At 48.4% G+C, this 23,463-nt stretch carries 21 protein-coding genes; 11 read left to right on the forward strand and 10 right to left on the reverse strand.

What is annotated here, in order from left to right; translation table 11 throughout:
• Position 1 precedes the first annotated feature (1 nt).
• Genes ACYP03_RS01090 through ACYP03_RS01100 form a run of 3 tightly spaced genes read right to left on the reverse strand, consistent with a single transcriptional unit; the run spans position 2 to position 4,003 of the window.
• The gene (locus tag ACYP03_RS01090) at positions 2-1,606 is read right to left on the reverse strand and encodes a carboxyl transferase domain-containing protein (protein ID WP_459778184.1); all 1,605 of its coding nucleotides are present in this window, start codon (positions 1,604-1,606) and stop codon (positions 2-4) included.
• A complete protein-coding gene (locus tag ACYP03_RS01095) occupies positions 1,594-2,787 on the reverse strand; it encodes an MFS transporter (RefSeq protein WP_248143741.1) in 1,194 nt (397 codons plus the stop codon). Before ACYP03_RS01095 ends, ACYP03_RS01090 begins: the two co-directional genes overlap by 13 nt.
• 1 nt (position 2,788) lies before the next feature.
• Entirely contained in the window at positions 2,789-4,003 is a 1,215-nt protein-coding gene (locus tag ACYP03_RS01100; RefSeq protein WP_459778185.1) for an aminotransferase class I/II-fold pyridoxal phosphate-dependent enzyme, read from the reverse strand.
• Between the two features lie 162 nt (positions 4,004-4,165).
• Between ACYP03_RS01100 and ACYP03_RS01105 the strand changes: the two genes are divergently transcribed.
• Positions 4,166-5,053: a LysR substrate-binding domain-containing protein gene (locus ACYP03_RS01105; RefSeq protein WP_248143743.1), complete on the forward strand. Its 888-nt coding sequence runs from the start codon at positions 4,166-4,168 to the stop codon at positions 5,051-5,053.
• Positions 5,054-5,133: 80 nt separating this feature from the next.
• On the opposite strand, the gene ACYP03_RS01110 is transcribed toward ACYP03_RS01105, so the two are convergent.
• Positions 5,134-6,399, reverse strand: a complete 1,266-nt coding sequence (locus ACYP03_RS01110) for an MFS transporter (RefSeq protein WP_459778186.1) — start codon at positions 6,397-6,399, stop codon at positions 5,134-5,136.
• A gap of 126 nt (positions 6,400-6,525) precedes the next feature.
• Between ACYP03_RS01110 and ACYP03_RS01115 the strand changes: the two genes are divergently transcribed.
• Together ACYP03_RS01115 and ACYP03_RS01120 are read left to right on the forward strand one after the other, a co-directional pair.
• Positions 6,526-7,332, forward strand: coding sequence for a helix-turn-helix domain-containing protein (locus tag ACYP03_RS01115; protein WP_459778187.1), 807 nt, complete (start codon positions 6,526-6,528; stop codon positions 7,330-7,332).
• 224 nt (positions 7,333-7,556) lie between these two features.
• Positions 7,557-7,976: a hypothetical protein gene (locus ACYP03_RS01120; protein ID WP_459778188.1), complete on the forward strand. Its 420-nt coding sequence runs from the start codon at positions 7,557-7,559 to the stop codon at positions 7,974-7,976.
• 225 nt (positions 7,977-8,201) lie between these two features.
• Here the strand turns inward: ACYP03_RS01120 and ACYP03_RS01125 are convergent, their stop codons facing one another.
• Complete coding sequence (locus tag ACYP03_RS01125; RefSeq protein ID WP_459778189.1) at positions 8,202-9,113, reverse strand: LysR family transcriptional regulator; 912 nt, start codon at positions 9,111-9,113, stop codon at positions 8,202-8,204.
• Between the two features lie 92 nt (positions 9,114-9,205).
• Between ACYP03_RS01125 and ACYP03_RS01130 the strand changes: the two genes are divergently transcribed.
• The 5 genes from ACYP03_RS01130 to ACYP03_RS01150 all read left to right on the forward strand — a co-directional run bounded on the left by ACYP03_RS01130 (position 9,206) and on the right by ACYP03_RS01150 (position 13,164).
• Positions 9,206-9,430 carry a hypothetical protein gene (locus ACYP03_RS01130; protein ID WP_459778190.1) on the forward strand — a complete coding sequence of 75 codons (225 nt, stop codon included), beginning with the start codon at positions 9,206-9,208 and terminating at the stop codon, positions 9,428-9,430.
• 67 nt (positions 9,431-9,497) lie between these two features.
• Entirely contained in the window at positions 9,498-9,908 is a 411-nt protein-coding gene (locus ACYP03_RS01135; protein WP_459778191.1) for a hypothetical protein, read from the forward strand.
• 263 nt (positions 9,909-10,171) lie between these two features.
• A complete protein-coding gene (locus ACYP03_RS01140; protein WP_459778192.1) occupies positions 10,172-11,179 on the forward strand; it encodes an HAD family hydrolase in 1,008 nt (335 codons plus the stop codon).
• A 137-nt stretch (positions 11,180-11,316) separates the two neighbouring features.
• A complete protein-coding gene (locus ACYP03_RS01145) occupies positions 11,317-12,672 on the forward strand; it encodes an MBL fold metallo-hydrolase (RefSeq protein ID WP_459778193.1) in 1,356 nt (451 codons plus the stop codon).
• A gap of 33 nt (positions 12,673-12,705) precedes the next feature.
• Positions 12,706-13,164 (forward strand): ATPase, encoded by a 459-nt coding sequence (locus ACYP03_RS01150; protein ID WP_459778194.1) that lies wholly within the window; start codon positions 12,706-12,708, stop codon positions 13,162-13,164.
• Positions 13,165-13,371: 207 nt separating this feature from the next.
• On the opposite strand, the gene ampC is transcribed toward ACYP03_RS01150, so the two are convergent.
• The gene (gene ampC / locus ACYP03_RS01155) at positions 13,372-14,565 is read right to left on the reverse strand and encodes a class C beta-lactamase (protein ID WP_459778195.1); all 1,194 of its coding nucleotides are present in this window, start codon (positions 14,563-14,565) and stop codon (positions 13,372-13,374) included.
• 173 nt (positions 14,566-14,738) lie between these two features.
• On the opposite strand from ampC, the gene ACYP03_RS01160 reads away from it, so the two are divergent.
• On the forward strand, positions 14,739-15,632 hold the full coding sequence (locus ACYP03_RS01160) for a LysR family transcriptional regulator (RefSeq protein ID WP_459778196.1): 894 nt from the start codon (positions 14,739-14,741) through the stop codon (positions 15,630-15,632).
• A gap of 52 nt (positions 15,633-15,684) precedes the next feature.
• On the opposite strand, the gene ACYP03_RS01165 is transcribed toward ACYP03_RS01160, so the two are convergent.
• Positions 15,685-16,680: a helix-turn-helix transcriptional regulator gene (locus ACYP03_RS01165; protein WP_459778197.1), complete on the reverse strand. Its 996-nt coding sequence runs from the start codon at positions 16,678-16,680 to the stop codon at positions 15,685-15,687.
• 121 nt (positions 16,681-16,801) lie between these two features.
• Between ACYP03_RS01165 and ACYP03_RS01170 the strand changes: the two genes are divergently transcribed.
• Together ACYP03_RS01170 and ACYP03_RS01175 are read left to right on the forward strand one after the other, a co-directional pair.
• Complete coding sequence (locus tag ACYP03_RS01170; protein ID WP_330960696.1) at positions 16,802-17,470, forward strand: glutathione S-transferase family protein; 669 nt, start codon at positions 16,802-16,804, stop codon at positions 17,468-17,470.
• Positions 17,471-17,681: 211 nt separating this feature from the next.
• Positions 17,682-18,197 carry a hypothetical protein gene (locus tag ACYP03_RS01175; protein WP_459778198.1) on the forward strand — a complete coding sequence of 172 codons (516 nt, stop codon included), beginning with the start codon at positions 17,682-17,684 and terminating at the stop codon, positions 18,195-18,197.
• Positions 18,198-18,271: 74 nt separating this feature from the next.
• On the opposite strand, the gene ACYP03_RS01180 is transcribed toward ACYP03_RS01175, so the two are convergent.
• The 3 genes from ACYP03_RS01180 to ACYP03_RS01190 all read right to left on the reverse strand — a co-directional run bounded on the left by ACYP03_RS01180 (position 18,272) and on the right by ACYP03_RS01190 (position 23,407).
• Positions 18,272-20,242 carry a HEAT repeat domain-containing protein gene (locus tag ACYP03_RS01180; protein ID WP_459778199.1) on the reverse strand — a complete coding sequence of 657 codons (1,971 nt, stop codon included), beginning with the start codon at positions 20,240-20,242 and terminating at the stop codon, positions 18,272-18,274.
• A gap of 70 nt (positions 20,243-20,312) precedes the next feature.
• Positions 20,313-21,179: a hypothetical protein gene (locus ACYP03_RS01185; RefSeq protein ID WP_459778200.1), complete on the reverse strand. Its 867-nt coding sequence runs from the start codon at positions 21,177-21,179 to the stop codon at positions 20,313-20,315.
• Positions 21,180-22,240: 1,061 nt separating this feature from the next.
• Complete coding sequence (locus ACYP03_RS01190) at positions 22,241-23,407, reverse strand: multidrug effflux MFS transporter (protein WP_459778201.1); 1,167 nt, start codon at positions 23,405-23,407, stop codon at positions 22,241-22,243.
• Positions 23,408-23,463 lie beyond the last annotated feature (56 nt).

Consider the following 23,463-nt stretch of genomic DNA (forward strand, 5'->3'; position numbering starts at 1 on the left):
GTTACATCCTAAATATACCAAAGTGAGTGTCTTCAACATCCTGTTGCTTACTCAGAGACAAACAGATTGCCAGCCATTCCCGGGTTTGTGCTGGTGAAATGACGGCATCAGCGTTCATTCTCGCACCGACATAGAGGGCCGAGCCTTGACGTTCGTACGTATCGATAATGGGTTGCATGAATTGCTGCTGTGCAGATTCATCCATCTCTTCACCCATGCGCTGGCGCTTTTCCTGTTCCATCATGAGCATCACTTTTGCAGCTTGAACCCCGCCGACAACTGAGGTCTTCGCGTTTGGCCACATGGCCATAAAATCAGGCTCCATGGTGCGCCCGCACATCGCTAAATTACCGGCACCATAACTGCCGCCGATCACCAGGCTGATTGTTGGCACTCGCAGGCAAGAAATAGCGTTGACCATTTTAGCGCCGTGCTTGGCAATGCCGCCGGCCTCATATTCTTTGCCGACCATAAACCCATTGATATTGTGGATAAAAATAATGGGTAAATTGCGTTTGGCGCAGATGGCCATAAAGTTCGTGGCTTTGATGGCACTTTCAGAGAACAGGACACCGTCATTGATAATGATGCCGGCAGCATAGCCACCAATATGACCGGTGCCACAAATGATGCTTTTACCAAAATTGGCTTTGTATTCGATGAGCTCGCTGCCATCCAGTAGCCTTGCCAGAATTTCCCGGGCTAAAATCGGCTTTTTGGGATCCCGGCTGATGAGATAAGGGATTTCCTCGAGCGAATACGCGCTGTCACGGGGTTCAATGTCCGGGCCGCAATCCGGCTCATTGTGGTGGCATCTGCTGACGAGATCTCTGACCAGGTGGAGTGCGTGCGTTTCGTCTTCTGCAAAGTGATCCGCGACTCCGCTGACTTCAGTATGCAGATTCGCGCCGCCGAGGGATTGAGCATCGACTTCGACACCGGTTGCAGCTTTCACGAGCTGTGGACCACCGAGAAAGATCGTCCCGTTTTCTTTCGTGATAATGGTTTCATCGCACATGGCCGGGATGTAAGCCCCACCAGCGGTACAGGAACCCAGCACGGCAGAGATTTGAGCGATGCCCAGGCTAGACATCTCAGCAATGTTTTTGAAAATTTTGCCAAAGTGGTGTTCACCCGGGAACAAATCGTCCTGAAGCGGCAGGAAAACACCTCCCGAGTCAACCAGATAGATGCAGGGCAATTTATGCTTTCGGGCGATATGCTGCATTCTCAGGTGTTTTTTCAAGGTCACCGGATAGTAAGTACCGCCTTTCACCGCAGAGTCGTTGGCAAAAATTGCGCATTTACGACCGTTGATGACTCCGACGCCAGTGACAATCGCAGCGCTGGGAAGCGGTTGATCGTAAACCATGTATCCGGCGATTTGCCCCACTTCAAAAAACGTCGTACCGGCATCAATTAACTGGGCGATACGCTCACGGGGAGAGAGCTTTCCCCGGGATTTTTGCTTGGCGCGGCTGGGAATATCATAAGCGAGCGCTTCACTTTGGGCTTCGTAAAAACCCGCTAAAATGGCGTTGTAATTGTCAAAGTTGACGTTTGCTTCTTCAGACTTGAGGTCCAGTGTGGAAATTAGTTTAGACATGCTGTTTGCTCTTTTCTTGTGAACCCCAGGGTGAAAATGACAACCCCCATAATCGCGACCCAATACGTCCAGCTGTGGCTGTGACCTGCGCCAACCGCCAAGGCTGCGGCAACCCCTGCCATGGATTGCTGCAAGAAACCACACAGGGCAATACTGTGTGCGCCGCTGTGAGCAGAATTGCTTGCCGCCAGAGACATACTGTTCGGAAAAATCACAGCCTGGCCAAAGATAATCAGCAGATACAAAGCGATGTAGCTACCGACAAGGATCTGGCCTGGTATTGATTCACTGAACAGCCAGATCGTCAGCATGAGCAGGGCGCCTGTCAGAAGGATGTATGCCCCTCGATTCATCAGCTGTTGGCTGCCGACTTTGGTGACATAGCGTTTGACATACAGAGATCCCAGGAAGTAAGTCACGCCAATCGCGAGGCCAAAGAAGCCAAACAGTTGACCAGAGAGTTGCAGGTCATGATCGAAAATAAATGGGCTGACTTCCTGTAATGTCACAATCGTGGCAAAACCCAGTCCCCCCTGGGTACAAGGGATGAGGAAGCCCCGGTCCTTCACAATCTGCATGTAACTCGCACTGGATTTTGGCTTCTGCTGGTCACTTTGGGCTGGGCCTTGAAGTTGCAGCTGAGTGATGGCGAGCAAAGAAAAAGCAGCGATGGATGACAAGATTAAAAATCCGATGCGCCAGTCGCTGTACTGGGTGAGCAATGAGCCGATAAACTGGCCGATGCCCAGTGCAGCGATAAATGCCATCGATAACAAAGACAGCTTTTGCGTGAGCGCATCGCCATGCCAGTAGTCTCTCACGATAATCCGGGCAATGATCGCAGCGCCGCCAGCCCCAGCCCCTTGTATCACCCTGGCAATCAGTAAGCTTTCGAGAGACTGGGTAAAATAAAGAACGAGACTGGCCGTAATGAATACGATCAGCGCCATTGAGAGAGAACGTTTCCGGCCGTATTTTTCTGCAGCATGCCCCCAGTAAATCACGGGCAGCGCTGCACCAATCACAAAGAGTGAAATGGACAACTCAGCGGAGTGACGGCTGATCGCCAGTTCACCAGCGACTTGGGGTAAGGCCGGTAAATACAGGGTGGTGGCCATCTGTGCCATTAAAACTAACGTACAAGAGAGCAGTATGACGATTCGGTTACTTTGACTAAGCATGTTATGCCCCATATTTTTGCTTGAGCTGATTCAGTACCAGTGAAAACGCACGGATCTCTTCATCCTGCATGTTCGAGCGCAGCATAATTCTCAAGCCAGCTTTTCCACGCGCAATCACCGGGAAAAAGATCGCAGATGTATAGAAGCCTGAGTCGAGTAAGCCACGGGCAATGTCGATGGTGGCTTGTTCATCACCCAGCGAGACAAATCGAATCGGCAGGCCATCGCCACGTGCTTGTGTCTCGACCAGTTCATCAAACAAATCGACTTTGGCGGCTAATGTGTTTTGTAACTGATTGATCGTGCCGTCTAAGTGAAGTTCTGTGGAGGCAATAATGGCGCCAAGACCCGCCGTGTTGATGCGCTGGGACCAGGTGATTGGGCCGCCATATCTCGCCAGTAAGTTTCTCACTTTATTGTCTGGGTTCTTGCGGAAGAAAACGGCGCCGCCAGAGGCTCCGAATCCTTTATTCAGAGAGGCAATGAGTATCGTCTTCTCGTTCAGTTCACCCGTCTCACTCAATACCATGCCTACGCCATTGTGGCCTTTTGTTGATAGGCCGTGGGCTTCATCAATCAGCAGAAACAGACCGTATTTGTCCTGTAATTCGAGCAGTGCTTTGATTGGGGCAGCCCCGCCAGTGCTGTAGATCGAATCTGCGACAAATGCGACTTGACGGTGCTGTTTACAGATATCTTCCAGTGCCTCGATATCGTTGTGATTAATTGTGATGATTTCCGTTTCATCTGCACAAATCGGCTTCATGTAGTTCAGGCAGAAGTGAGCATGCTTATCAAAAACCATGACTGGCGGGACGTTGTTGGTGAGTGCGCCTGATGCGAGTAATGGAAGTGTTGCCGCCGCGGCCGCTGCACAGGAGGGCAAAGTGAACACATCTGAGTTTGTTAGCTCACCTAACCGGGATTCTGCTTGATTCAATATCTCGTATTGCACTCTGATTCTTGATGTTGAAGAGTTGAGTGCGCCCGTGGACTGAATCCCCTGGATGGCACCTTCGAGGATTTTCGGGTGGCTATCCAGTCCAAGATAGGAGTAAGACGACATGTTGATGAAACGCTGTTGGCCGGGAACAGTTTTGTGAGCGCCGTTACCTAAATTTTCACTGATGATATTAGCGAGCCCATTATTGTTGGTGACATCCCAAAATCCATTACTGATGTCGATTGACTTTTTTATATTTGTATATTTATTCATAACCATTCCTTGTTGCTTTATTGTCAGGTTGTTCAGGCTTTTAAAATCAAAAAAACTCAATTGACGTAATTGTCAATTGAGTGGTAGTGAGTTTTATATTTTTGTGAATTTGTGTTAGCCTGACAAGCAATCTTTTCTTACCGGTGGTTAAGGTGATCTTAATTGAAACGCCACAATCTTCCCTTACAAGGATTACTTTATTTTTATAAATCAGCCTCTTTAGGAAGCTTTAAATCTGCAGCGCAAGATTTATTTGTATCTCCCGCGGCGGTCAGTCAACAAATCAGGCAACTCGAAACCAGTCTTGATACTTGCTTGTTTTACCGGAACCATCGAGGAATAGAGCTGACGCCTTGCGGAGAGAACCTGTACAAAGAAGTTAAGTTAGGGTTTAGTCACCTGCAAGCTGGTGTTGATGATCTGATTGATGATGAACATCCAAACAAGCTTGCGATATCTACCCCAAGCTCTTTCGCTCACCATTGGCTTATCCCGAGATTACAAGGATTTAGAGAGCAGTTTCCCGACATCAGTATACTTATCGAACCCACAAATCGTCTCGCGCTGCCCAGTGATTTAAGTATCGATTTGTGTGTGAGATTCGGCCAGGGTCAGTATCAGGGGATGCACAGTGAATGGTTAATGAAAGACTTAATTTATCCTGTCTGCCATCCTTACTATCAAGAAAAGCACGGTATTTATAGTATCGATGATTTGCATAAAGGGGCATTAATTGAAGATATATGGACGGATATGAGCTGGGAATTTTGGTTAAAATACAATGAAAAGAAACCGGTTAAACCCTCACTTTTATTTGATGGTTCTCTATTTGTTGTAGAAAGTGCTTTGGCCATGCAAGGGATTGGATTAATCAAGCATAGTTTAGCTCACAGATATATTCAGAATGGCACACTGGTTCGAATTGGAGAGCAAGCCATTGAACCCGATTCTTCTTATTTTATTTGTTTGCCGGAAAAGAACCTAAAGCGACCTAAGGTCAAGCTGTTCATTCAGTGGCTGAAAGAACAGGCAAAAGTCTATTCGTCCTGATTGCGATATATTGCTTTATTATCAGCACAATCTGACAGAGTCATTTCATTCTGCCGGTTCATCACTGCCGAGCAGGGCGTTTAAGCCGTTTGCGGCTCTGATTTCTCAGGAATCAAGATAAACAGAGCGGAAGAAACAACAAGCATCACGCCACAAATTGTCCAGCTGACTGAAATGCCGTAATACTCTGAGAGAAAACCGAAAAACAGGGATGCGATCACACCACCACTGGTGACCATACATGAACGGATGGACAGCATGGTTGAACGGACATGCTCTTCTGTGTTTTCGTGCAGCATGACACTTTCTGAATTATTGCCTGCAGTGAACAGGAAGAAAAATAGCAGATAACACAAGGCAAAGCTGAACAGGTGTGTGGTATTGGCCAGGGCAATCAACGCAAGGCCAGCTGACGCTCGGGTCGTGAACATCAGGAACTTGTGTGAGCCTTTTAAATATCTGAGTAATCGGATCGACAGCAGTGATGCGCCGGCAGACATCAGAAAGTAAAGGGCGGAGAGAATACCAAATACCGTGACACCATAAGCCGTCCCCTGAATGAGCTCTGCCAGGTAAGGCTGCCAAAAGTTCTCTATGCAACTCAACACCATGCCAAACACCAGTGTTGTCTGCATCAGCCGATTGAGTACATGATGGCGAATAGATGTTTTGATGGCTTGCAAACTAGCCTGCAGAAAATCCGCGTTATTCTTTTTGGTTTGTGTTGTTTTCGCTTGTGATATTTCAACTTGAGATGTTTTGAGGTGAATCTCTGAAGGAATCAATACCAGAGTCATCAAAATCAGGACCAGGTTGGAGAGAGCAACAATGACGATGTTCAGGTCATAAATACGGGTTGAATTGAAGAATGAACTGGCACTGCTATCGGGAAGCCATCCACCAATGAGTGAGCCTGTTGCCAGGCCGATCGTGACGAACACATTGATTATCGCTAACGCTGAATGAAAAGATTGGTTGCCCTGTGTGTGTCGGAAGCTATCGTAGAACCACGCATCGAGCGTGCCAGAATAGACCGCGTTGGATGCTCCCAGCAGCGCAGCAGCAAACAGAATGAGGGGCAGGCTATCAGCGATAAAAAGTACAATACCCCCCAGGATATTCATGAGCAAAGAGAACAGGTAAGTCTTTCTGCGCCCATAAGTATCCAGAGGTATCTCGAGAATCGCGGTACTGCCAATCCAGACAGCCATGACGAAACCAATATCAAATAAGCTCAGTCCTCTGGACTGAAAGAGCAGCGCTATCACTGGAATCATAATTCCAGCAATCGTCCAGTGTAAGCTCTGCTGAATCCCGAAACGGATGGTCAGTTCTTTTTGGCTCATGATGACAGTTTCCTTCCCGTTGAATATCAGAAAAGAATCTCATGTTGACCCATTGTTTCAATTCATTATTTTAATGGGTCGTATTATGATGCTTTTGGTATCAGGCTGCGATGCAGAGAGAGCAAGATGGATGATCGATTGTCACAAGAAGTGTGTTCCATTCTCAAAAAGGAGCTGAAGAGATGTAATATCTCTTACCGAACTCTGGCGCATGAGCTGGAAATCTCTGAAGTGAGTGTGAAGCGATTACTGAATAATGTGCAGCCACTTTCGATGCAAAGATTGATCAGCATCGGCCGTTTGATTCACTTCCCCCTGTCAAAGCTGCTAGAAGAAGCTGAAAAGAATATCAATGCGGTCCCTATTTTTACCCGGGAGCAGGATCTGGCTTTCTTTGAATGCCCTGCGTTATTTACGTTCTGGTCCGAATTGACGGAGCACCGAACGGTCAATGAGATTGCAGAACGGTATGCACTCAATGATGCTTCAATTCATCTTTATCTGAGAAAATTAGAAATCCTCAGGTTAATTGAGTTACGGCCGGGTCATGTTTGCAAGCTGTTAGTTCCTTCACATACTTCATTTGAGAAAGGTTCCAGGTTCCCAATCTTCTTTACCCAGACGGTGCTGAACCGACTTCAAGCGCGGGTGATCGACTTACCAGCAAAGGATAACCAGGCATTTCTGATTACTTTAAAAGCAGAACTCACCCATGAGGAGTTTCTGGAAATCACGCATAAATTAGATGACTGGATGTTCAACAAGCTGCGAGAAAGCCAGGAGACAAGGGCGAGAGAAGGGCTGAACGTCGCACCCTACACATTTGGTTTTATGGCAGCAAAAGGGGCTTTTCACGATAAGCTTCCGGCAATACCAAATCTTACAGAGAATTTAAGAAACTCAGTCTTCAGCCCAACTCAAAAGCAGTCCTGAACTTCAGAATGGAATAAATGCTTGAGCAAACGGGTGTCCGGCAGGGACCTTATCGAAGAAGTGAGGAGCTTTTGAAAAGGTGATGTGGCATTTCCAGATGCGTTACTTTCATGTCAACTCGAGTCAAAATTCTCTGCAACACTCTCATTTATCGCCATAATTAGGTGGAGCAATCATAGAAAACTGCAACAAAATTTTCGGACCGACTGGGTTAGGGAGACCAAATGAAGCATAAGGCATTGGCGATTTGTTTGACTGCGATTTTGACGATTCAGCTGTCAGGGTGCGGTGTCCTGCTGCATCCGGAAAGAAAAGGCCAAAAGGGCGGCAATCTTGATCCGGCCATTGCAGTATTGGATGCGGCTGGCTTGTTACTCTTCATTGTTCCCGGGCTGATCGCGTTCGGGGTTGATTTGTATTACGGCACGATTTACCTGCCGGGCACAGTAAAAACTTTAAATCAAGAAGAGCTGAATAGGCTCAAGTCAACAGACGGACAGATTCGGCCAGATATGTTAGCCAGGCTTATATCTGATGAAACCGGTCAGTCTGTCTCTGCAGAAGCGATGGTTTCCTATGAAGTCAGCTCTGTTGATGAGTTAAAGCGATTGTTAATTGAAACAAGTCAAAACTCATCCTCATAGATTGTATGGCAGCGGATAGCCTTTCGAAGGCTGGCTGATGAAGAAATCAATCAACCAGCCGTGAATGCGGTTAATTGAGGAAAGGATTGTTGTGTGTCGAGGGTTTGAACAGCCATATTTGATACTTCAGGCAGCCCGTGGGTCATGTGTTTTTATTTCTCACCGGTTGTTGCGACAGTGAAAATCTTCTCAGGAAAGAATTTTTCAGCGCCACTGATGGGAAGTTCAATCCAGTGAAGATGATTCAGCCGGTGCATTGGATTGGTTCAGGATGTGTGAATATTCACCTTTGACGTGCTCAATAAATAGGTCGACAGATTTTGATGTTCTGCTTGGGTTCCACACCATATGAATATCCCAGCTTGTATCTTCCGGAAAGGGAATAAGCTCGATTGCTTCATAGATACCTAAAATTGATTTCTTCGGTAAAATGGCAACGCCTGTATTCGAGAGTATTAATGTAATAATGGTTTGTATGTCTGCCGAGATATTAGTGATGTTGTATACTCTGTTTTTCAACAAGGCCATGGTGTGAATATGCATCATCGATTTGCTGTGATTGCCCATCATCAGTAAATTAAACTTTTCTAAATAACCGTCAACGTTTTCATTTGTATATTGATCTTTTGAAACAGCCAGGACAAATTCATCATTTGAAACTTTAATGCTGCTGAGTGCGTCGGATATAGGTTTTCTCATAAAGCCAATATCTAAAGAGCCAGACAGCAATTGTTCTTCCTGTTCATGAGAGCAAATATCTGAGAGTGATATCGAGATGTTTTGATGCTTATTCTGAAATTTCCGGATGTAGTGTGGCAGAAAGTCATAACTCGACTTTCCAAATCCTATGGATAAAGATGTGAAATTACTTCTGGAAATATTGTTCAGGTGGTCGTCTACTTTTTGAATATGTCTGTTGAGGGCAATAATCTCGTCGATGACCTGTTTTCCTGTGCTCGATAATGTGACGCCCTGGTTATCTCTGATGAAGATTTCTATTTCATAGGCTTCCTCAACATTTTTGATCTGTTTAGAAAGTGCGGGTTGCGAGATACAAAGGATCTGGGCTGCAACTCTGAAGTTTTTTACTCTTGCAAGGGTTTCAATTGAATGCAGGTATTTAGGATTAATCTTCATAACTTTAAGTTATCGCCATTCAAAAAATTCACTATGCACTATAGCATAAAAGTAGATAATTCTGATATCAACTACTGAGGACCGGAGTTTATATGCAGTACTGTGTATTAGTAAAAGAAGATGTGCTCGTATTTGAAGCCGTCAATTCAGATGAATCTTTCAGTGTTATTTTTGGGTTGTTTAAACAGGGCTTTGTCTTGGCGCCTGTATTAGTTGAGGCGAATAATACAGAAAATGCGCGTGTCTGTTTTCACAATCGTTTTCAATGGGAAGATTTGAAAAAGGCCTTCGATACAAAAAAAGTATTACTCTGCTGAATGATGTCATGTCATAATCTCTTTTGATAGTTCTGATTTTAACAGATATTTCAATATGAGGTTTGGCTTGAAAATTTCATTATACAAATTCATGTTCATCTGTGTGTTGCAACTGCTATCAACCGGGATTGCTGTTGCTTCCACGGTGAATATCACCGGCGTTTATTCAAGTTTTGACCTTCATCAAGAATCGGGTGATGTGATTGGGATCGAAGTGATTATTTCTGAGTCATATTCTGGGAGGTATTTTGTGAGCTTTCAGGCCAGTGAAGGGGCGCCAAGAATACCTGTCGTTTCTGAATTGACTGTTCATGAAAACGAAATTAATTTCCAGGTCAAAGAAGAAAATGGGTATCAGGGTTTGTTTCAGGGAACTGTTTTTCAGAATGAATTAAAGGGAAGCTTCGTTGAAGGACAACTTTCACCCAGTGGTGATCAGATGATTGTTCTACCGAGAACGCAAAGTTACTGGCAGTAGCGATTGGCAGTCGTGATTGGTCATCGTGTTTTTAAATGACCGTTCAGGCTGAATCTTTTCTCATGTCTTCAATATGATTAACTCGGCGTCTCATGTCAGATAAAAACACATCAATATGATTGAAGTAACAATGATATTGATTTGTCTCCTAAAGTGAGAGGTTTATCTTGCTTGTTTTTGTGATATTAATCACGTGCGACCTTTGCGCTTGTGCTTAACTTAAAACGTTTTTCATAGCGAAAAGAGGCGAATCGAAGGTGACGATGCATGCGATTAGACCGACATTAGCACTGATGAGGTACGCGTTTCTTTTGCTGTTTGTCTTTCCTCTGGTCTCAGAGAGCAGCGAAGCTGATGCGTTGCCATCCTGGAACGATGGTCCAAGCAAACAGGCCATCATTCAGTTTGTTCAGGAGGTCACGCGTGAAAATTCTCCTCATTTTGTCCCCCCGGGAGAACGGATTGCGACTTTCGATAATGACGGGACATTGTGGGTTGAGCAACCCATGTATACCCAGCTGTTCTTTGTCATCGACAGAATTCAGGCTTTAGCACCGTCACATCCTGAATGGAAAACGCAGGAACCCTTCAAATCGGTGCTGCAGGGAGATGTCAAACAAGCCCTTGCCGGCGGGAATCATTCAATTCTCGAACTCATGATGGCAACCCATGCCGGGATGTCGACGGTAACTTTCTCTACACTCGTTGAGGAATGGATAGCCACCGCAAAACACCCGTCTACGGGGCGTCTTTTTACCGAGATGGTTTATCAGCCTATGCTGGAACTGATTGCCTACCTTCAGGAAAATCACTTTAAAACCTATATCGTTTCAGGTGGCGGAATTGAGTTCATGCGTCCCTGGAGTGAAAGGGTGTATGGCATTCCTCCGGAGTGGGTGATTGGCAGCAGCTTTAAAACCGAATACAAACTGATTGATGGTGTCCCTCAGTTGTTGCGGATGCCGTCCGTTAATTTTATTGATGATAAAGAAGGAAAACCGGTTGGGATTCATCAGTTTATCGGGCGGCGCCCAATCGCTGCCTTCGGAAACTCAGACGGCGATTTTCAAATGCTTCAGTGGGTCACGGCTGGTGACGGGAAACGCTTAGGATTGCTTGTACACCATACGGATAAAGCGCGTGAATGGGCATACGATCGACATTCATCTGTCGGAAAACTGGATAAGGCACTGGATGCTGCGAAGGAAAATGGCTGGGTTGTTGTGGATATGAAAACGGACTGGCGAACCATCTACCCGTCTCCACATTAAGTTCTGTGTACAACTTTGTATCTGCCTTGAATAACCCGTTGAGCGTACCTAATCTAACCGATAGCCATTGCTGTTAGACGAAGCCGCGGCTGATTGTTTTGCAGCGGTCAAACTGAGTGAAACCAGGGGGATGCCGGATGAAAATTACTTTTCTTGGCGGGACCGAAACGGTGACCGGCTCCAAGTTTCTGCTGGAAACCGAAAATACCAGCGTGCTGGTCGATTGTGGTTTGTTTCAGGGATATAAGTGGTTGCGGGAGCGCAACTGGCAGACATTGCCCATGGACATCGACAAGCTCGACGCCGTTCTGTTAACCCACGCCCACCTTGACCATTCTGGCTATCTCCCGGTGCTGTACAAGCATGGCTATCGCGGACCGGTATTTACCCATCACGCCACGAAGGATCTGTGCCAGATACTGCTCGCCGACAGCGGTCATATTCACGAGGAAGACGCCAAGTATTACAGCAAACACAAGCTGGGAAAACACGAACATCCGGAACCGCTTTATGACCGGGAAACCGCTGAGGACTGTATGGTGCTGTTCCAGCCGGTCGATTTTGACGAACCGGTCGAAGTCGGAGACATCCGGTTTCATCTGCAACCGGCGGGGCATATTCTCGGTGCCGCCAGTGTGATCGTGGAAGCTGAAGGAAAACGGATTGGTTTTTCAGGCGATGTGGGTCGTTTTGACGATGTCCTGATGAATCCGCCCCGGCCTTTACCGGCGCTTGATCTCCTGCTGATGGAATCGACTTACGGTAATCGTCTCCACGATACTCAGGATCCGTTTGAACAACTCGCAGAAGTCGTGAATCAGGTCGCGATGCAAGGCGGTGTTTTACTGATTCCTGCTTTTGCGGTGGGACGTGCACAGGCGTTGCAACATATGCTGGCAACTTTGATGGAAAAAGAAGAGATCCCCCGAATCCCCATTTATCTCGACAGCCCGATGGCGATTAAAGTGTCGGATATCTTCTTCCGGTACAGCGATCAGCACCGGTTAAATCAGGAGCAATGTCACCGCATGTGCAAAGACATCACCTATATCCGCACTGTGGATGAATCCAAGGCGATAGAGAAGCAGGCCTTTCCCCATATCATTATTGCAGGCAGCGGGATGGCAACGGGCGGACGTATTCTGCATCACTTCAAACGCCTGCTTGGCAGTCCGAAAACCACGGTGCTGTTTACCGGCTATCAGGTCGGGGGAACCCGGGGCGATAAAATGCTCAACGGCGTCGAAACCGTGAAAATTCATGGCGAATGGATACCGGTGCGTGCCTCGGTGAAAATGCTTTCCAGTTTGTCTGGCCATGCGGATTACCTGGAACTGACCCGGTGGTTACAGCAATCGGCACTGGAAGAAAAAACGCGTATTCAGCTGACTCATGGCGATCCCGAAGCCCTGGAAGGGCTGCGGGTCCACTTGCAGGAGCAGACAAAATTTACGGTGAACGTGGCGGGCTACTGGAGTATTTTGCGCCTGTAGTCTCTGGTTGACTCAACCGATGAGGAAACGGCTATGCAAGTCGAAACCCTGAAAGATGTGCTTCACTGGACGAAAGAATTTCACCATCACCTCAGCCATTGTTTGTCCCGTGGCGTGAACAAGCATACGGATGAACGTGCCCGGATGGTCCTGAATTATCTTGCCGATCATGAGAAACGCCTGAGCCAGGTCGTGAGTGAATTTGAAATATCCGGCGATGCGCATGCTCTGAATACCTGGTGTTATGAGTATTTACAGAAAACCCCGATTGTCCGGCATCAGCACTGCGACGTGCCTTTTGCCAGACTTGATGCCGCACAGATCATGGATGTGATTGTTGATCAGCACCAGCAGGTGATCGCGCTATATCGCTATCTGGCTTCCCGGGCCGATATTCCTGCTACACGGGAATTGCTGGAGACGCTCGAATCGCTGGAACAACATGAGATTATGCGGATGGTTCATTCCACCCACCGGTTTGATGACTTATAGCGACCCCGCGCCTGATGCCGCGAGTTGGTTGCAGGGAGGTAGTTACAGGGGGAGTTTCAAGGCGTTGGTCACCGAAAGTCGGGCGCAGCAAGTCTGGGCACAGAGTCAGGTGTCAGAATTCAGACGGATCAACTGATGCACCCGGTGTTCCCCCTCGGTTTGACTGAGCGAGGAACACACGGAGATTGGCTGTGAAATCCGGACAGATTACTGGACGGCAGCCTTCAAAATCGCGTAGGCAGCTTTGATTCTGTCGGCATTGGGATAATTTTTGTTGGCTAAAATCACGATACCGGTCTTTTTCGCGGGGATATAAGCCACGTATGCGCCGAATCCACCAGTTGAGCCCGTTTTATTCACCCAGATGTGCTCTGGCAGGGGCTTGGGTTCAGGGATGATATCAATGGGCATCGGGTTGAGAATCGTCTCGTTAGAATTGCCTGTAAGCAGTGCATTCAGCGTCACCGGATACGCATACATTTCCCAGGCCAGCCCCTGTGTCAGGGTCGCGGACTGATAATACCCCGTCTTCGTATTGGCCAGCGCTCGCTTCATCAGCGGGCTGACCGGAGTTGTCCCGATATTTGCCTCGATATACCGTACCATATCTGCACTGGTCGATTTGATCCCGTAGGCTTCGGCATCCAGCACGCCGGGGGTGACCCTCACAGCATCACCAGCCTTGTTATAGCCGAAAGCATAGTCGCGCATATTCGCTTCCGGCACGTTCACAAAGGTGCTGGACATCCCGAGTTCCGGCAGGATGCGATTTTCCATCAGCGCCGGATATTCATTCCCCATACTCCGGGCGGCGAGATAGCCAAAGAGACCAATGCTCGGATTTGAATATTGCCTGCGGGTACCTGCCGGAAATACGGGTTGCCATTGGCGGTAATAATCCAGCATCGTCGCGTGGTTCGTGACGTTTTCAGGGAACTGAAGCGGCAATCCGCCTGCGGTGTATGTGGCTAACAGGATGAGCGGCGTGTTTCCAATCGTGCTGCCTGTCAGTTCTGGCAGATACTTTGATACCGGATCGTTGAACGATAGTTTTCCTTGCTGTTGTGCATAACTGGCCAGTGTTGCAGCAAAGGTTTTACTGACCGAACCCAGTTCAAAAATGGTGTTTTCAGACACAGGCTGATGTTGCTGAATATCTGCCAGTCCATAGTTGTAGTAATGTGATTTGCCATTGACGGTGATGCCAAACGCCATGCCCGGAATCTTGTATGCTTTCATCAGCTGCTCAGCCTGCTGATCCACAGCCTGTCTGAGAGGGGCATCATTCTCTGTGGTTTGGTTGTGAACCGGAGCAGCGGTTGATGCCAGGGGCACTGCGGCTGATGCCAGGCAGAGTGCGGAAATAAACAGTGTTCTTGTATTGCAGGCGATGCTTTTCATTGTGACTTCTTTATCAATGTAACGTGAATATGAGTGATATGAACCCATGGAGACAGGGCGGATATTAAAATGAGTCATTTTGATGCACAATGTGCGAAATCTAATAAGAGCAATAAGAAAATCTAGGGTCATGGCCTGAGGGCATTGGATCATAGAGCCATAAGGTTATCGGCATGAATATTACCCATTTGCCGCTGAACGCGATTCGTGCGTTCCTCGTATCGGCGAAACATCTGAACTTTACCAAGGCTGCGGTTGAGTTGTGTGTCACTCAGGCTGCCGTCAGTCAGCAGGTGAAGGCGCTGGAAGCCCAGCTGGGCGTGTCCTTGTTTATTCGTCAGTCCCGGGGGTTAAATTTAACGGAAGAAGGCATGATGCTGCTGCCAGTCGTGAATGGAGCCTTCGATCATTTGTCTGATGCGCTGGAGATGCTGGCGCAGGGGATCCACCGCGAAGTGGTATCCGTTGGTGTGGTCGGCACGTTCGCGGTGAACTGGCTGTTGCCTCGTCTGGCCGATTTTCAGGCGCGTTATCCCTTGATTGATCTGCGCATCTCAACGAACAACAACACGGCAGATCCGGTAGCCGAAGGTCTGGATTATCTGATTCGCTTTGGAAAAGGCAGCTGGCATGCAACGGAAGCGACGAAGCTGTTCCCCGCGCCGTTTACCGTGCTGTGTCAGCCATTGATAGGTCAGGCCATGTCCTCACCGAGAGATGTGCTGAACTATACCCTATTGCGCTCTTACCATCCCGATGAGTGGCAGCTATGGCTGGACGAAGCAAAAGTCGCGGTGCCGAAAGCAAAACTGAGTGCTATCGTCTTTGATTCATCTATCAGCATGATAGAAGCGGCGATTCAGGGCCACGGTGTGGCGCTGGCGCCGCCTGTAATGTTCGAAAGGCAGCTCGCGGAAGAAAAGCTGGTGCAGCCCTTTGAGATCTATTTGCACAAAGGCGCTTACTGGCTGACCAAACTGCACGGTCAGCAGGAAACTCAGGCGCAGCTTCAATTTAAAGCATGGTTGCTCAAGCAAACCGGTGAAGGGAGAGGCACCCTGGGATGAGGTGCTCATATTTTGATGAGACAGGCTTCAGTTCATGGCACTGATTGTGCCATCAGCGGATTGACGTTGGCTCATCATTCCCATCAGCATAATATCCACGCATCACTTCAATCACATTTCTCATGGCCTGCCGCAGCGCTTCTGGCTGGACGACCTGCACTTCCGGGCCGAATCTGAGCATTTCAATCAGCGCCTGTTCTGTATTGCCCGACGGTAAGGTCACGGTGGTCCAGCCGGAATCCTCGGTTTGTGTAATATGCGTATGCTGCCGGACATAAGGGGGACTCAGGCCGGGTAACATTCTGAGTCCTTTCGCGGTCAGTTTGATTTCAGCAGTATTGGGATAGAGTTCTGCTTCCATCTGCCGGGTACTTGCCTGCCAGTAATCGGACAGGTCAAAAGGCGTCTGCAGCTCGAAATTTTGATTCAGTCTGTTCAGATTCTGGATGCGGGCAACCCGGTAGGTTCTGGCCTGATGACGATCCTGAGGCTGAGCCACCAGGTACCAGTTCCCTGCCTTTAAAACCATCCCCAGCGGATTGACGATCCGATGGCTGCTGCCTCGCCAGCTTTGATAATCGAATTCAATCTGTGTTTTTTGCCATGCTGCGGTGAACAATTCCGGCAAATGGCTGACGGTTTCACTTTCTGTAAACCAGCCCGGGGAATCGAGCAAAAAGCAGGACTGGAAACGTTCCGCGTGACTGCGCAGTTCCGCCGGAATGGCCGCCATCAGTTTCAGTCTGGCTTCTGACATGGCAGGGGCGACTCCAAGCGCTTTCGCGGGGCCGGATAAGCCAAGCATCAGCAGTGTTTCGACTTCTTGCTTCGAGAAGCCGTTGAGCTGGGTTTTATACCCGTCCAGCAACCGGTAACCACCATTGACACCTTGTTCGCTGTATACCGGAATGCCCAGCGCACTCAGACTGTCGATGTCCCGGTAGATACTCCGGACGGACACCTGACATGCTCGGGCTAACTCAGGGGCACGGACCAGATCACGGGATTGTAATGTCATCAAAATGGTGAGGAGTCGGCTGGCACGCATGTGTTTTGCTCAGATGATAAAAAAATACAGGTGAAGCATAAAATAAATCCCAAACCTGACAAAAACTGACAGGTTTCTTCACTATATTGGTCTGTAAAGGTCATCACAAGAGGAAAAAACCATGTCAGATTCACCTGCGCAACATGAACTTGTTCTGTTTCATTCGCCGCATTCACGTTCAGCCAGCGCCCTGATTTTGCTGAAAGAGTTAGGCGTTCCTTTTCACCTGCATCTGTTAAATATGAAAGCCGGGGAGAACCGGGAAGCAGAATATCTGGCTGTGAACCCGCTCGGGAAGGTACCGGCAGTGCTGCATCGGGGGGCGTTGATCACGGAGCAGGTTGCCATTTATTTATACCTGGCGGATACCTATGCCGCTGGTGAGCTTGCCCCTGCGCTGGATGATCCGTTGCGTGGCCCTTATTTACGCTGGATGCTGTTTTACGCCGCTTGTTACGAACCGGCCGTTTGTGACAGAGCCATGGGCCTGGTGCCTGAAAACCGGATTGTCAGCCCTTACAGTGATTATGAAACGGTGACTCAGACGCTGATCGATCAATTAAGCCAGGGCCCGTATCTGCTGGGAGAGCGCTTTACGGCTGCTGATCTGTTATGGGCAAACTCGCTCGATTACTGTATCGCTTTTGGCTTAGTGGAAGCGCACCCGGTGCTTACGGCCTATGTGCAGCGCGTGGTTCACCGTCCGAGTTTTGCTGAAGTGAAAGCGTTTGATGCAGAACTGGCCGCCGCTCACGAAGCACAGATTGCCCGGCAGGACGTTGAGTCATAAAAGATAGGCTTCACGAAGCCCTTTGGCGGGCATTACCAGAGAATGACGGAAACGGTTTGCGGAATCTGATATTGAAGGGCGTGTCCCTCATCCTGACGCTAAAATCATGACTGTGGGTTCCACATTCACTGAGATGACCTTCAGGTTGCTTTTCCGAAGAGCGGCTGCGTCCGAACGCTCTTGCCGGCAACCTGAGGGTTAAGGAGACATCATGAATTTTAAATCGTGGAGTGTTTTCTGTCTGGCGTTGGGGCTGAGCGCCGGGGTTATGGCTGAAGAAGCAGATCAGTCTATTTATAACGGCTCTCTGGAAAACCGGGTGAAAGCGCTGAGTGCGATCCAGCCTGGTCTGGGCGTTGTGATGCATGAAATCGGGCGGCGGATGGTGAGTGCGCATCAGGCCGCCAATGGCGAAAACTGGGGATTAGCCCAGTATGAGCTGAAAGAGCTGCTGGAAGCTCAGGAAGTGGCTGAACTGACGCGCCCGAACCGGGCAGAAATGCTCAAAGCGTTTGAAAAAACGTATCTTGACCCGCTCGGCGAATCGATTGAGAAGAAAGATCTGAAGCAGTTCAATCAGCGTTTTTCTGATGCGGTGACGGGTTGCAATGCTTGTCATACGGCGCTGGGTCACAGTTTTATCAAGTTCCAGCTGCCAATGGGGCAGGGCCGTTCGATGTTGGATGTCAATGTGAAGACAGAGCCCAGTTATGAGGAAGGGGATTAGGACAAATAACGCTGCGGTCATTGCTTTCGAACTGAGCCTGCCGACATTACATCAGGCAGGCTCAGGGAGAGGATTTACGGAGTCACATCAGTTTGCGCTTGCGCGTACTTATCAACGATTCCCTGTAACCTGTCTTTAATTTGCTGATTCGATTCCTGCGCAATCTGCTGCTGAATCTGATCGAGCGTTTTGTTGTCGAGTGAACGGTAACTCAGAGAGTTGGCTGCAACTTCGCGGGTTGCGGAATTGGCGTCATCTCTGAGCGTTTGCATCAGATACTGAGTGGCGTCTGCGCCCGGTACAAACCGGAGCGCATGGGTCGCCCGCTGACGAATGTCGGCATTTGACTGCTCGGTATAGCTTTTCAGATCGGAGAATGTCAGATACTGCCCCATATTGCCCAGTACGGTTAAGTGGTGCAGGGTTTGTGAAGGTTCTGCCGATGCTTTCAGTTGCTGCAGTTGCTCCGAGACATAGCCGTTTGCGGTTGTCGTATCTTCCACACCCATGCGCTGAACCATGGCACTCTTCGCCAGATCGACATTGGCAGACAGATTGTCTGTCATCGCCCGGCTGTCCATCAGATTTGAGAAGCGCTCAAACGTTTGGGTATTCCCCTGCGGTGACAGTGCCAGCGAAGCCATGATCGAGGTTGCCGCCTGCGTTTCACTCATCCGGGCGTTTAGTGTGGTCAGCATGGCGTCCTGCGCCGGACGGCTCGCGACTGTACTTAAAGCGCTCAGGTACAGGCTGAAACCCGGTTCACTGGTGCCAAACTTGGTCAGATCGTTCGTGAGCAAATCCAGATTGCCGGGGTAGGCGCGGGCAAAGTTTTGCAGCATGGCGCTCAGCTGGTTTTCTGCTTTCATTCGTTCCAGACCATCCAGTGCGAGCATGGCGTCGTAGAGGTCTTTGATTTCCTGATAGGCCGCTTCAGCGGTCGTGTTCACCCCCTGGGTCGCCTGATCCCGGGCGTCTTTTGCTTCGGCTTGTTGCTGCTGAGAGCCTGAAGCCTTGTTCGTCCCATTTCCTGTCGACAGGAAAACATCGCTGGCAGAAAGCTGAACCTGACGTCCGGCTTGAGTGTGCTTGATCAGCGCCAGCTCGACTGGACTGATATTGTCCGTCCAGGATGTCAGTTTCATGTCCAGCAGGTTTCGGCTGGTGGCCAGCGGCTGGCCGTTCATGTGGTGCTGAACGCTCTCGTCCACCGACAGCTGCGTGAGCATGCGGTTGGTTTGATTCCACAGGGCTTTGTGACTGAAAGTGTATTCAGCACTCAGCTTATTCTCTAAGCCGCGAGCCTGATCATACAGGGCTTTTTTGAGTTCACGGCGCTTAAATAATTGATAGATATTGTTTGCTGAAGTCGTACTGTCGTCCAGTTTCAGGGTGTAGTTGGCGGAGAATTCGCCGTTGTAATCCTGTTCTGTGCGTTGCCATTGATCCTGATCGTTTACTGTCTCAGGAACGATGTTTTGCATCAGGAAGGCGATGGTTTCCATCGTTTTCAGCGACGTATGCGGCTGTGACAGATACACTTCCTGGATTTCCCCTTCAGGGGTGGTGACAAACTCAATGCCTTCCTGAACCTGCTGACGGATTGCATCCACAATTTCCGGGCTGGTCTCCTGGTTGATCACAGCAGTCACGGTCGGATCCGGCATTCGGATCAGATGATAAATCTGATCTTGACGCATTTGACGGTACTGGAACAAATTCCCGGAGAGGTCAAACCGGATGCTTTGTTCAACACTGGTGCCCGGCGCTGAGAAGGCGATATCGCCACCATACCGGACATCAAAAACCTGTTTGTTGTATTCGTAAGAGGCGCTATCAGCTGGTGATGAGGCAGGCTTGCTGCTTTGCTGAAAAGCAGGTGTTTCATTTGTTTCGTTGGACTTTGAGGTCTGTGTCTGGTTTGAAGCGGCCGCGGACTGAGGCTTCGATGCCTCGGCACCGGAAGAACCTGAAAATAGATACAGCGAGGCGCCTGCAACCACACAGCAGACCAGAGCCAGCATGATCAGTAACTTGTTTTTCATAGAATTTTGACTCTTGACACAGAAATGCTCCCCGTACCAGAGGTACGGGGAGAAGGATATCACCCAGAGATTATTTCACTGGAAGGAAGGCCTTACCTTCCGCCAGAGTATGCTCGAAGGTGTAGCCTGGCCACTCATAGATCGTCAGTTTGTACTTGTCGTTCACAGAGCCGTAGATGTTACCACCTGCCAGGTTTGCAGTGTTGGTGATGCCGTAGCCAAATCCGAAACCGTGCTGCTCAGCTTCCCAGCGACCATAGGCTTCAAAAGCCAGATCGTCTTTGACGACAGACATTTCGCCACCTAAAGAGATCTTGTTCAGCAGAATTCGTGCTGAGGCTTCCGCAAAACCTTTTACATCCGCACTCGGCACAGCTTTTGCCGTCAGAGCCAGGTTTTCATAACCGGCTTCCAGACCTACATTCAGCTTGGTTCTGACGCCAACGCCAACATCCAGAATTACAGGACCCAGCGGGATACCGGCATACAGACCCAGGTCTGGGATCGGCAGGATTGGCATATCTTTTTTCAGGGCGCTGCCTTCTTCAGAAGACATGGTGTATTCCTGAGAAATGATATCCGTACCCATGATATTGACGTGGCCGTCAACACCGAACTGCGCATCCGTTGTGGCGGTTGCACCCGCTTTGACGGAGGCTACCTGGATATCGTTGTCCAGCAGGTGACCGTCAATTCCGGCGACGCCTTCAACACGCAGACAGCTCTGACGGCCCTGAACATACAGGAAGCCCTTGATGGTTGAGGATGCCAGATCCTTTGAAGAATCATCGACATCTTTGGTGTAGGAACCGCCAAACTTCGCATCAACAAGCGGGTCGCCAGAGGCAATACAGTCACCATAAAGCGAAGCTTGCGCAAAAGACGAGATTCCTAAAAGTGGTAATGCAGCAAGTGCTAATCGTTTCGTCTTAGTCATTTAAGATTTCCTTATATAATGGTTTGAAAAGGTAATCTTGAGTTCCCCTGAAAATATCCCTGATGGTTGAATACCAGTGAAATATACAAAGTGTCCGCTAATTTCCAACCATCTACACGATTACGCTTCATTTGGAAAACGAAGTGACAGGCAGAAATATTTCTGAACTCTTTTGTCAATGTGTCGGGAACGAGTAATGAGGAAGCAATAGACTTGTTCATCATTCGCCGATACGAAACAATCATTTTTTATTCTTGTTTCCTGACAATTTCAAAGCTATCAAAACAGTTGTTTAAAGTCTATTCAAATTTGTATTTTTTTAATCGAATCTTATTGATGTTATTTATTGATAAATATTGTTGTAAATAAATTTACAATCGAATTACATATGTCGGCTTGTTTTCATTCTAAATCTATTTTTCGTATATTAGTGGAATATGTTTTCTTGGGTGTTCATTGATTTCAATTTCATGTCTTCCGCATAATTATTCCTGTGTTCTGAAATGTATGAATACAATGGTTTACGTTATGCTTTATTTTTAACTTATTGTTTTTAGTGATTTTTATTTGGTTTTGATGTGGGTTTTATTTAGGGGTTTCTGTTTTAGCTCCTGCTGGTTGATGTTATGGAATACTCTGGGTTAGTCAGGTTTTGAACGATGTTCCAATAAATCTGGAATCTAGATAATAACCCGCCAGATGTTGGTTTTTTTACAACAGGAACACGATTTTGGTTAAGAATTATCCATGCCGGATAATTTCAATCTTCCTACTTTAGTATTTATGAATATTTTGGAACCAGATAAAAGTCATGATTTTTTTATGGTTTTTTAAGTCCCCAAATAATTATGGAAACTGGTTTTATGATTTGTATGTCATGAGACTGCTGATGTCAGACGGACTCACTGTATTTAGAATACCGAAAAACAGGTGTTTTATTCTAAGGCGAAATAAGTTGATCAGGACGTGTCCAGAAATTCTCATTTGATAGCACCTTGTCAAAAATGCCCGTCTGAAAACAGACAGGCAATACGGGGCAGATATAAAGTGAGCGATGTGGCTTATTTGTTCTGAATATTCGAAGCACGTAAATCTGCTGTATGAGTGACCTGAATCCACAGCGTCACCAGCATCATGCACAAGGCAGTGAAAAGCAGTATCAAACCCAGATTGCGGACAAGTCCGCACAATGCCAGCGATAAACCAATCAGCAGATAATAAAGAAGCCCGAATAATGCACCTGCGCTTCCGGTGCAATGCTGGTAGCTGACCAGTGCCTGGCTGAGAATATTTGGAATCGCGACTCCGAAGCCCATCACAACCAGCAGCATCGGGGCTAAAAAAGCAATGCTGTCTTGCAGTGCCAAGACACCCAGACTTCCCATGCAGGCAAGGATTGCTGAAATCATCAGTAACCGGGCGTAGTTGAATCCGGTTTGAATGGCTTTCTGATTCAACAGACTCCCCAGCATCGTACCCAGTGCAAGTACCCCCCCGCTGTATCCGAATTGCTGGCTATTCAACCCGAGCCGTTCAAACAGAAAGGGACCTTGCAGGTAATAGGAAAACAGCAGTACGTTGAATCCGGCGACCAACAAGGCGCTGCGCACAAGGTGCGGATCCTGCAACATGGAAACAGCCAGTGTCATCAGTGCTGGCCTGGCAGCCCGTTGTGTCTGTGTTTCAGGAATGAAAACGAGGCTCAGCCCCCATAACAGGGCGGCCATGGCACTGAGTGTGGCAAATACAGCCAGATAGCCGCCCCAGTTGACCATGATGCCTCCGAGCAGCATACCAATCACCGGGCTGATGGAAAGTGCAATGCCGACCCGGGCGAATGCTTTGCTTAAGGCGTGGCCCCGGAAACAATCGCGGAACATGGTCTGGACGACGACAGAGCCGACCGCTGCACCAAATGCGCTGATGGCCCGAAGCACCAGTAAGGTCTGGAAGTTTTCTATCCAGAGCGCGCTCAGGGCGCTGACACCATAAATCATCAGCCCCGCTAAAAGGACAGGGCGACGTCCCCAGATATCACACAAGATTCCCCAGGTGACAACACCGGCTGCAAATGCTGCGAAATATACGGCGAGTGTCTGTCCGGCCAGTGCTTCAGAAACAGAAAAGTGAGCCGCAATATCCGGCAGGGCGGGACTGTAGATCGTTTCTGCAATTTGCGGAAACATGATGAAGCAAATGAGCAATGCGACAGAAGGCGCTGCTTTCATGGGATTCTCCTGAGTGAATGAAAGTGGCGCTAGTCTAAGGTCCAGAGAAATGTTCC

The sequence above is a fragment of the Photobacterium sp. R1 genome (genome assembly GCF_054600795.1).

Excerpts from the sequence above, each read along its gene's own strand:
- ACYP03_RS01090 (WP_459778184.1), bottom strand. The coding sequence starts at position 1,606 with ATGTCTAAACTAATTTCCACACTGGACCTCAAGTCTGAAGAAGCAAAC.
- ACYP03_RS01095 (WP_248143741.1), bottom strand. The coding sequence starts at position 2,787 with ATGCTTAGTCAAAGTAACCGAATCGTCATACTGCTCTCTTGTACGTTA.
- ACYP03_RS01100 (WP_459778185.1), bottom strand. The coding sequence starts at position 4,003 with ATGAATAAATATACAAATATAAAAAAGTCAATCGACATCAGTAATGGA.
- ACYP03_RS01110 (WP_459778186.1), bottom strand. The coding sequence starts at position 6,399 with ATGAGCCAAAAAGAACTGACCATCCGTTTCGGGATTCAGCAGAGCTTA.
- ACYP03_RS01115 (WP_459778187.1), top strand. The coding sequence starts at position 6,526 with ATGGATGATCGATTGTCACAAGAAGTGTGTTCCATTCTCAAAAAGGAG.
- ACYP03_RS01120 (WP_459778188.1), top strand. The coding sequence starts at position 7,557 with ATGAAGCATAAGGCATTGGCGATTTGTTTGACTGCGATTTTGACGATT.
- ACYP03_RS01125 (WP_459778189.1), bottom strand. The coding sequence starts at position 9,113 with ATGAAGATTAATCCTAAATACCTGCATTCAATTGAAACCCTTGCAAGA.
- ACYP03_RS01130 (WP_459778190.1), top strand. The coding sequence starts at position 9,206 with ATGCAGTACTGTGTATTAGTAAAAGAAGATGTGCTCGTATTTGAAGCC.
- ACYP03_RS01140 (WP_459778192.1), top strand. The coding sequence starts at position 10,172 with ATGCATGCGATTAGACCGACATTAGCACTGATGAGGTACGCGTTTCTT.
- ACYP03_RS01145 (WP_459778193.1), top strand. The coding sequence starts at position 11,317 with ATGAAAATTACTTTTCTTGGCGGGACCGAAACGGTGACCGGCTCCAAG.
- ACYP03_RS01150 (WP_459778194.1), top strand. The coding sequence starts at position 12,706 with ATGCAAGTCGAAACCCTGAAAGATGTGCTTCACTGGACGAAAGAATTT.
- ampC (WP_459778195.1), bottom strand. The coding sequence starts at position 14,565 with ATGAAAAGCATCGCCTGCAATACAAGAACACTGTTTATTTCCGCACTC.
- ACYP03_RS01160 (WP_459778196.1), top strand. The coding sequence starts at position 14,739 with ATGAATATTACCCATTTGCCGCTGAACGCGATTCGTGCGTTCCTCGTA.
- ACYP03_RS01165 (WP_459778197.1), bottom strand. The coding sequence starts at position 16,680 with ATGCGTGCCAGCCGACTCCTCACCATTTTGATGACATTACAATCCCGT.
- ACYP03_RS01170 (WP_330960696.1), top strand. The coding sequence starts at position 16,802 with ATGTCAGATTCACCTGCGCAACATGAACTTGTTCTGTTTCATTCGCCG.
- ACYP03_RS01175 (WP_459778198.1), top strand. The coding sequence starts at position 17,682 with ATGAATTTTAAATCGTGGAGTGTTTTCTGTCTGGCGTTGGGGCTGAGC.
- ACYP03_RS01180 (WP_459778199.1), bottom strand. The coding sequence starts at position 20,242 with ATGAAAAACAAGTTACTGATCATGCTGGCTCTGGTCTGCTGTGTGGTT.
- ACYP03_RS01185 (WP_459778200.1), bottom strand. The coding sequence starts at position 21,179 with ATGACTAAGACGAAACGATTAGCACTTGCTGCATTACCACTTTTAGGA.
- ACYP03_RS01190 (WP_459778201.1), bottom strand. The coding sequence starts at position 23,407 with ATGAAAGCAGCGCCTTCTGTCGCATTGCTCATTTGCTTCATCATGTTT.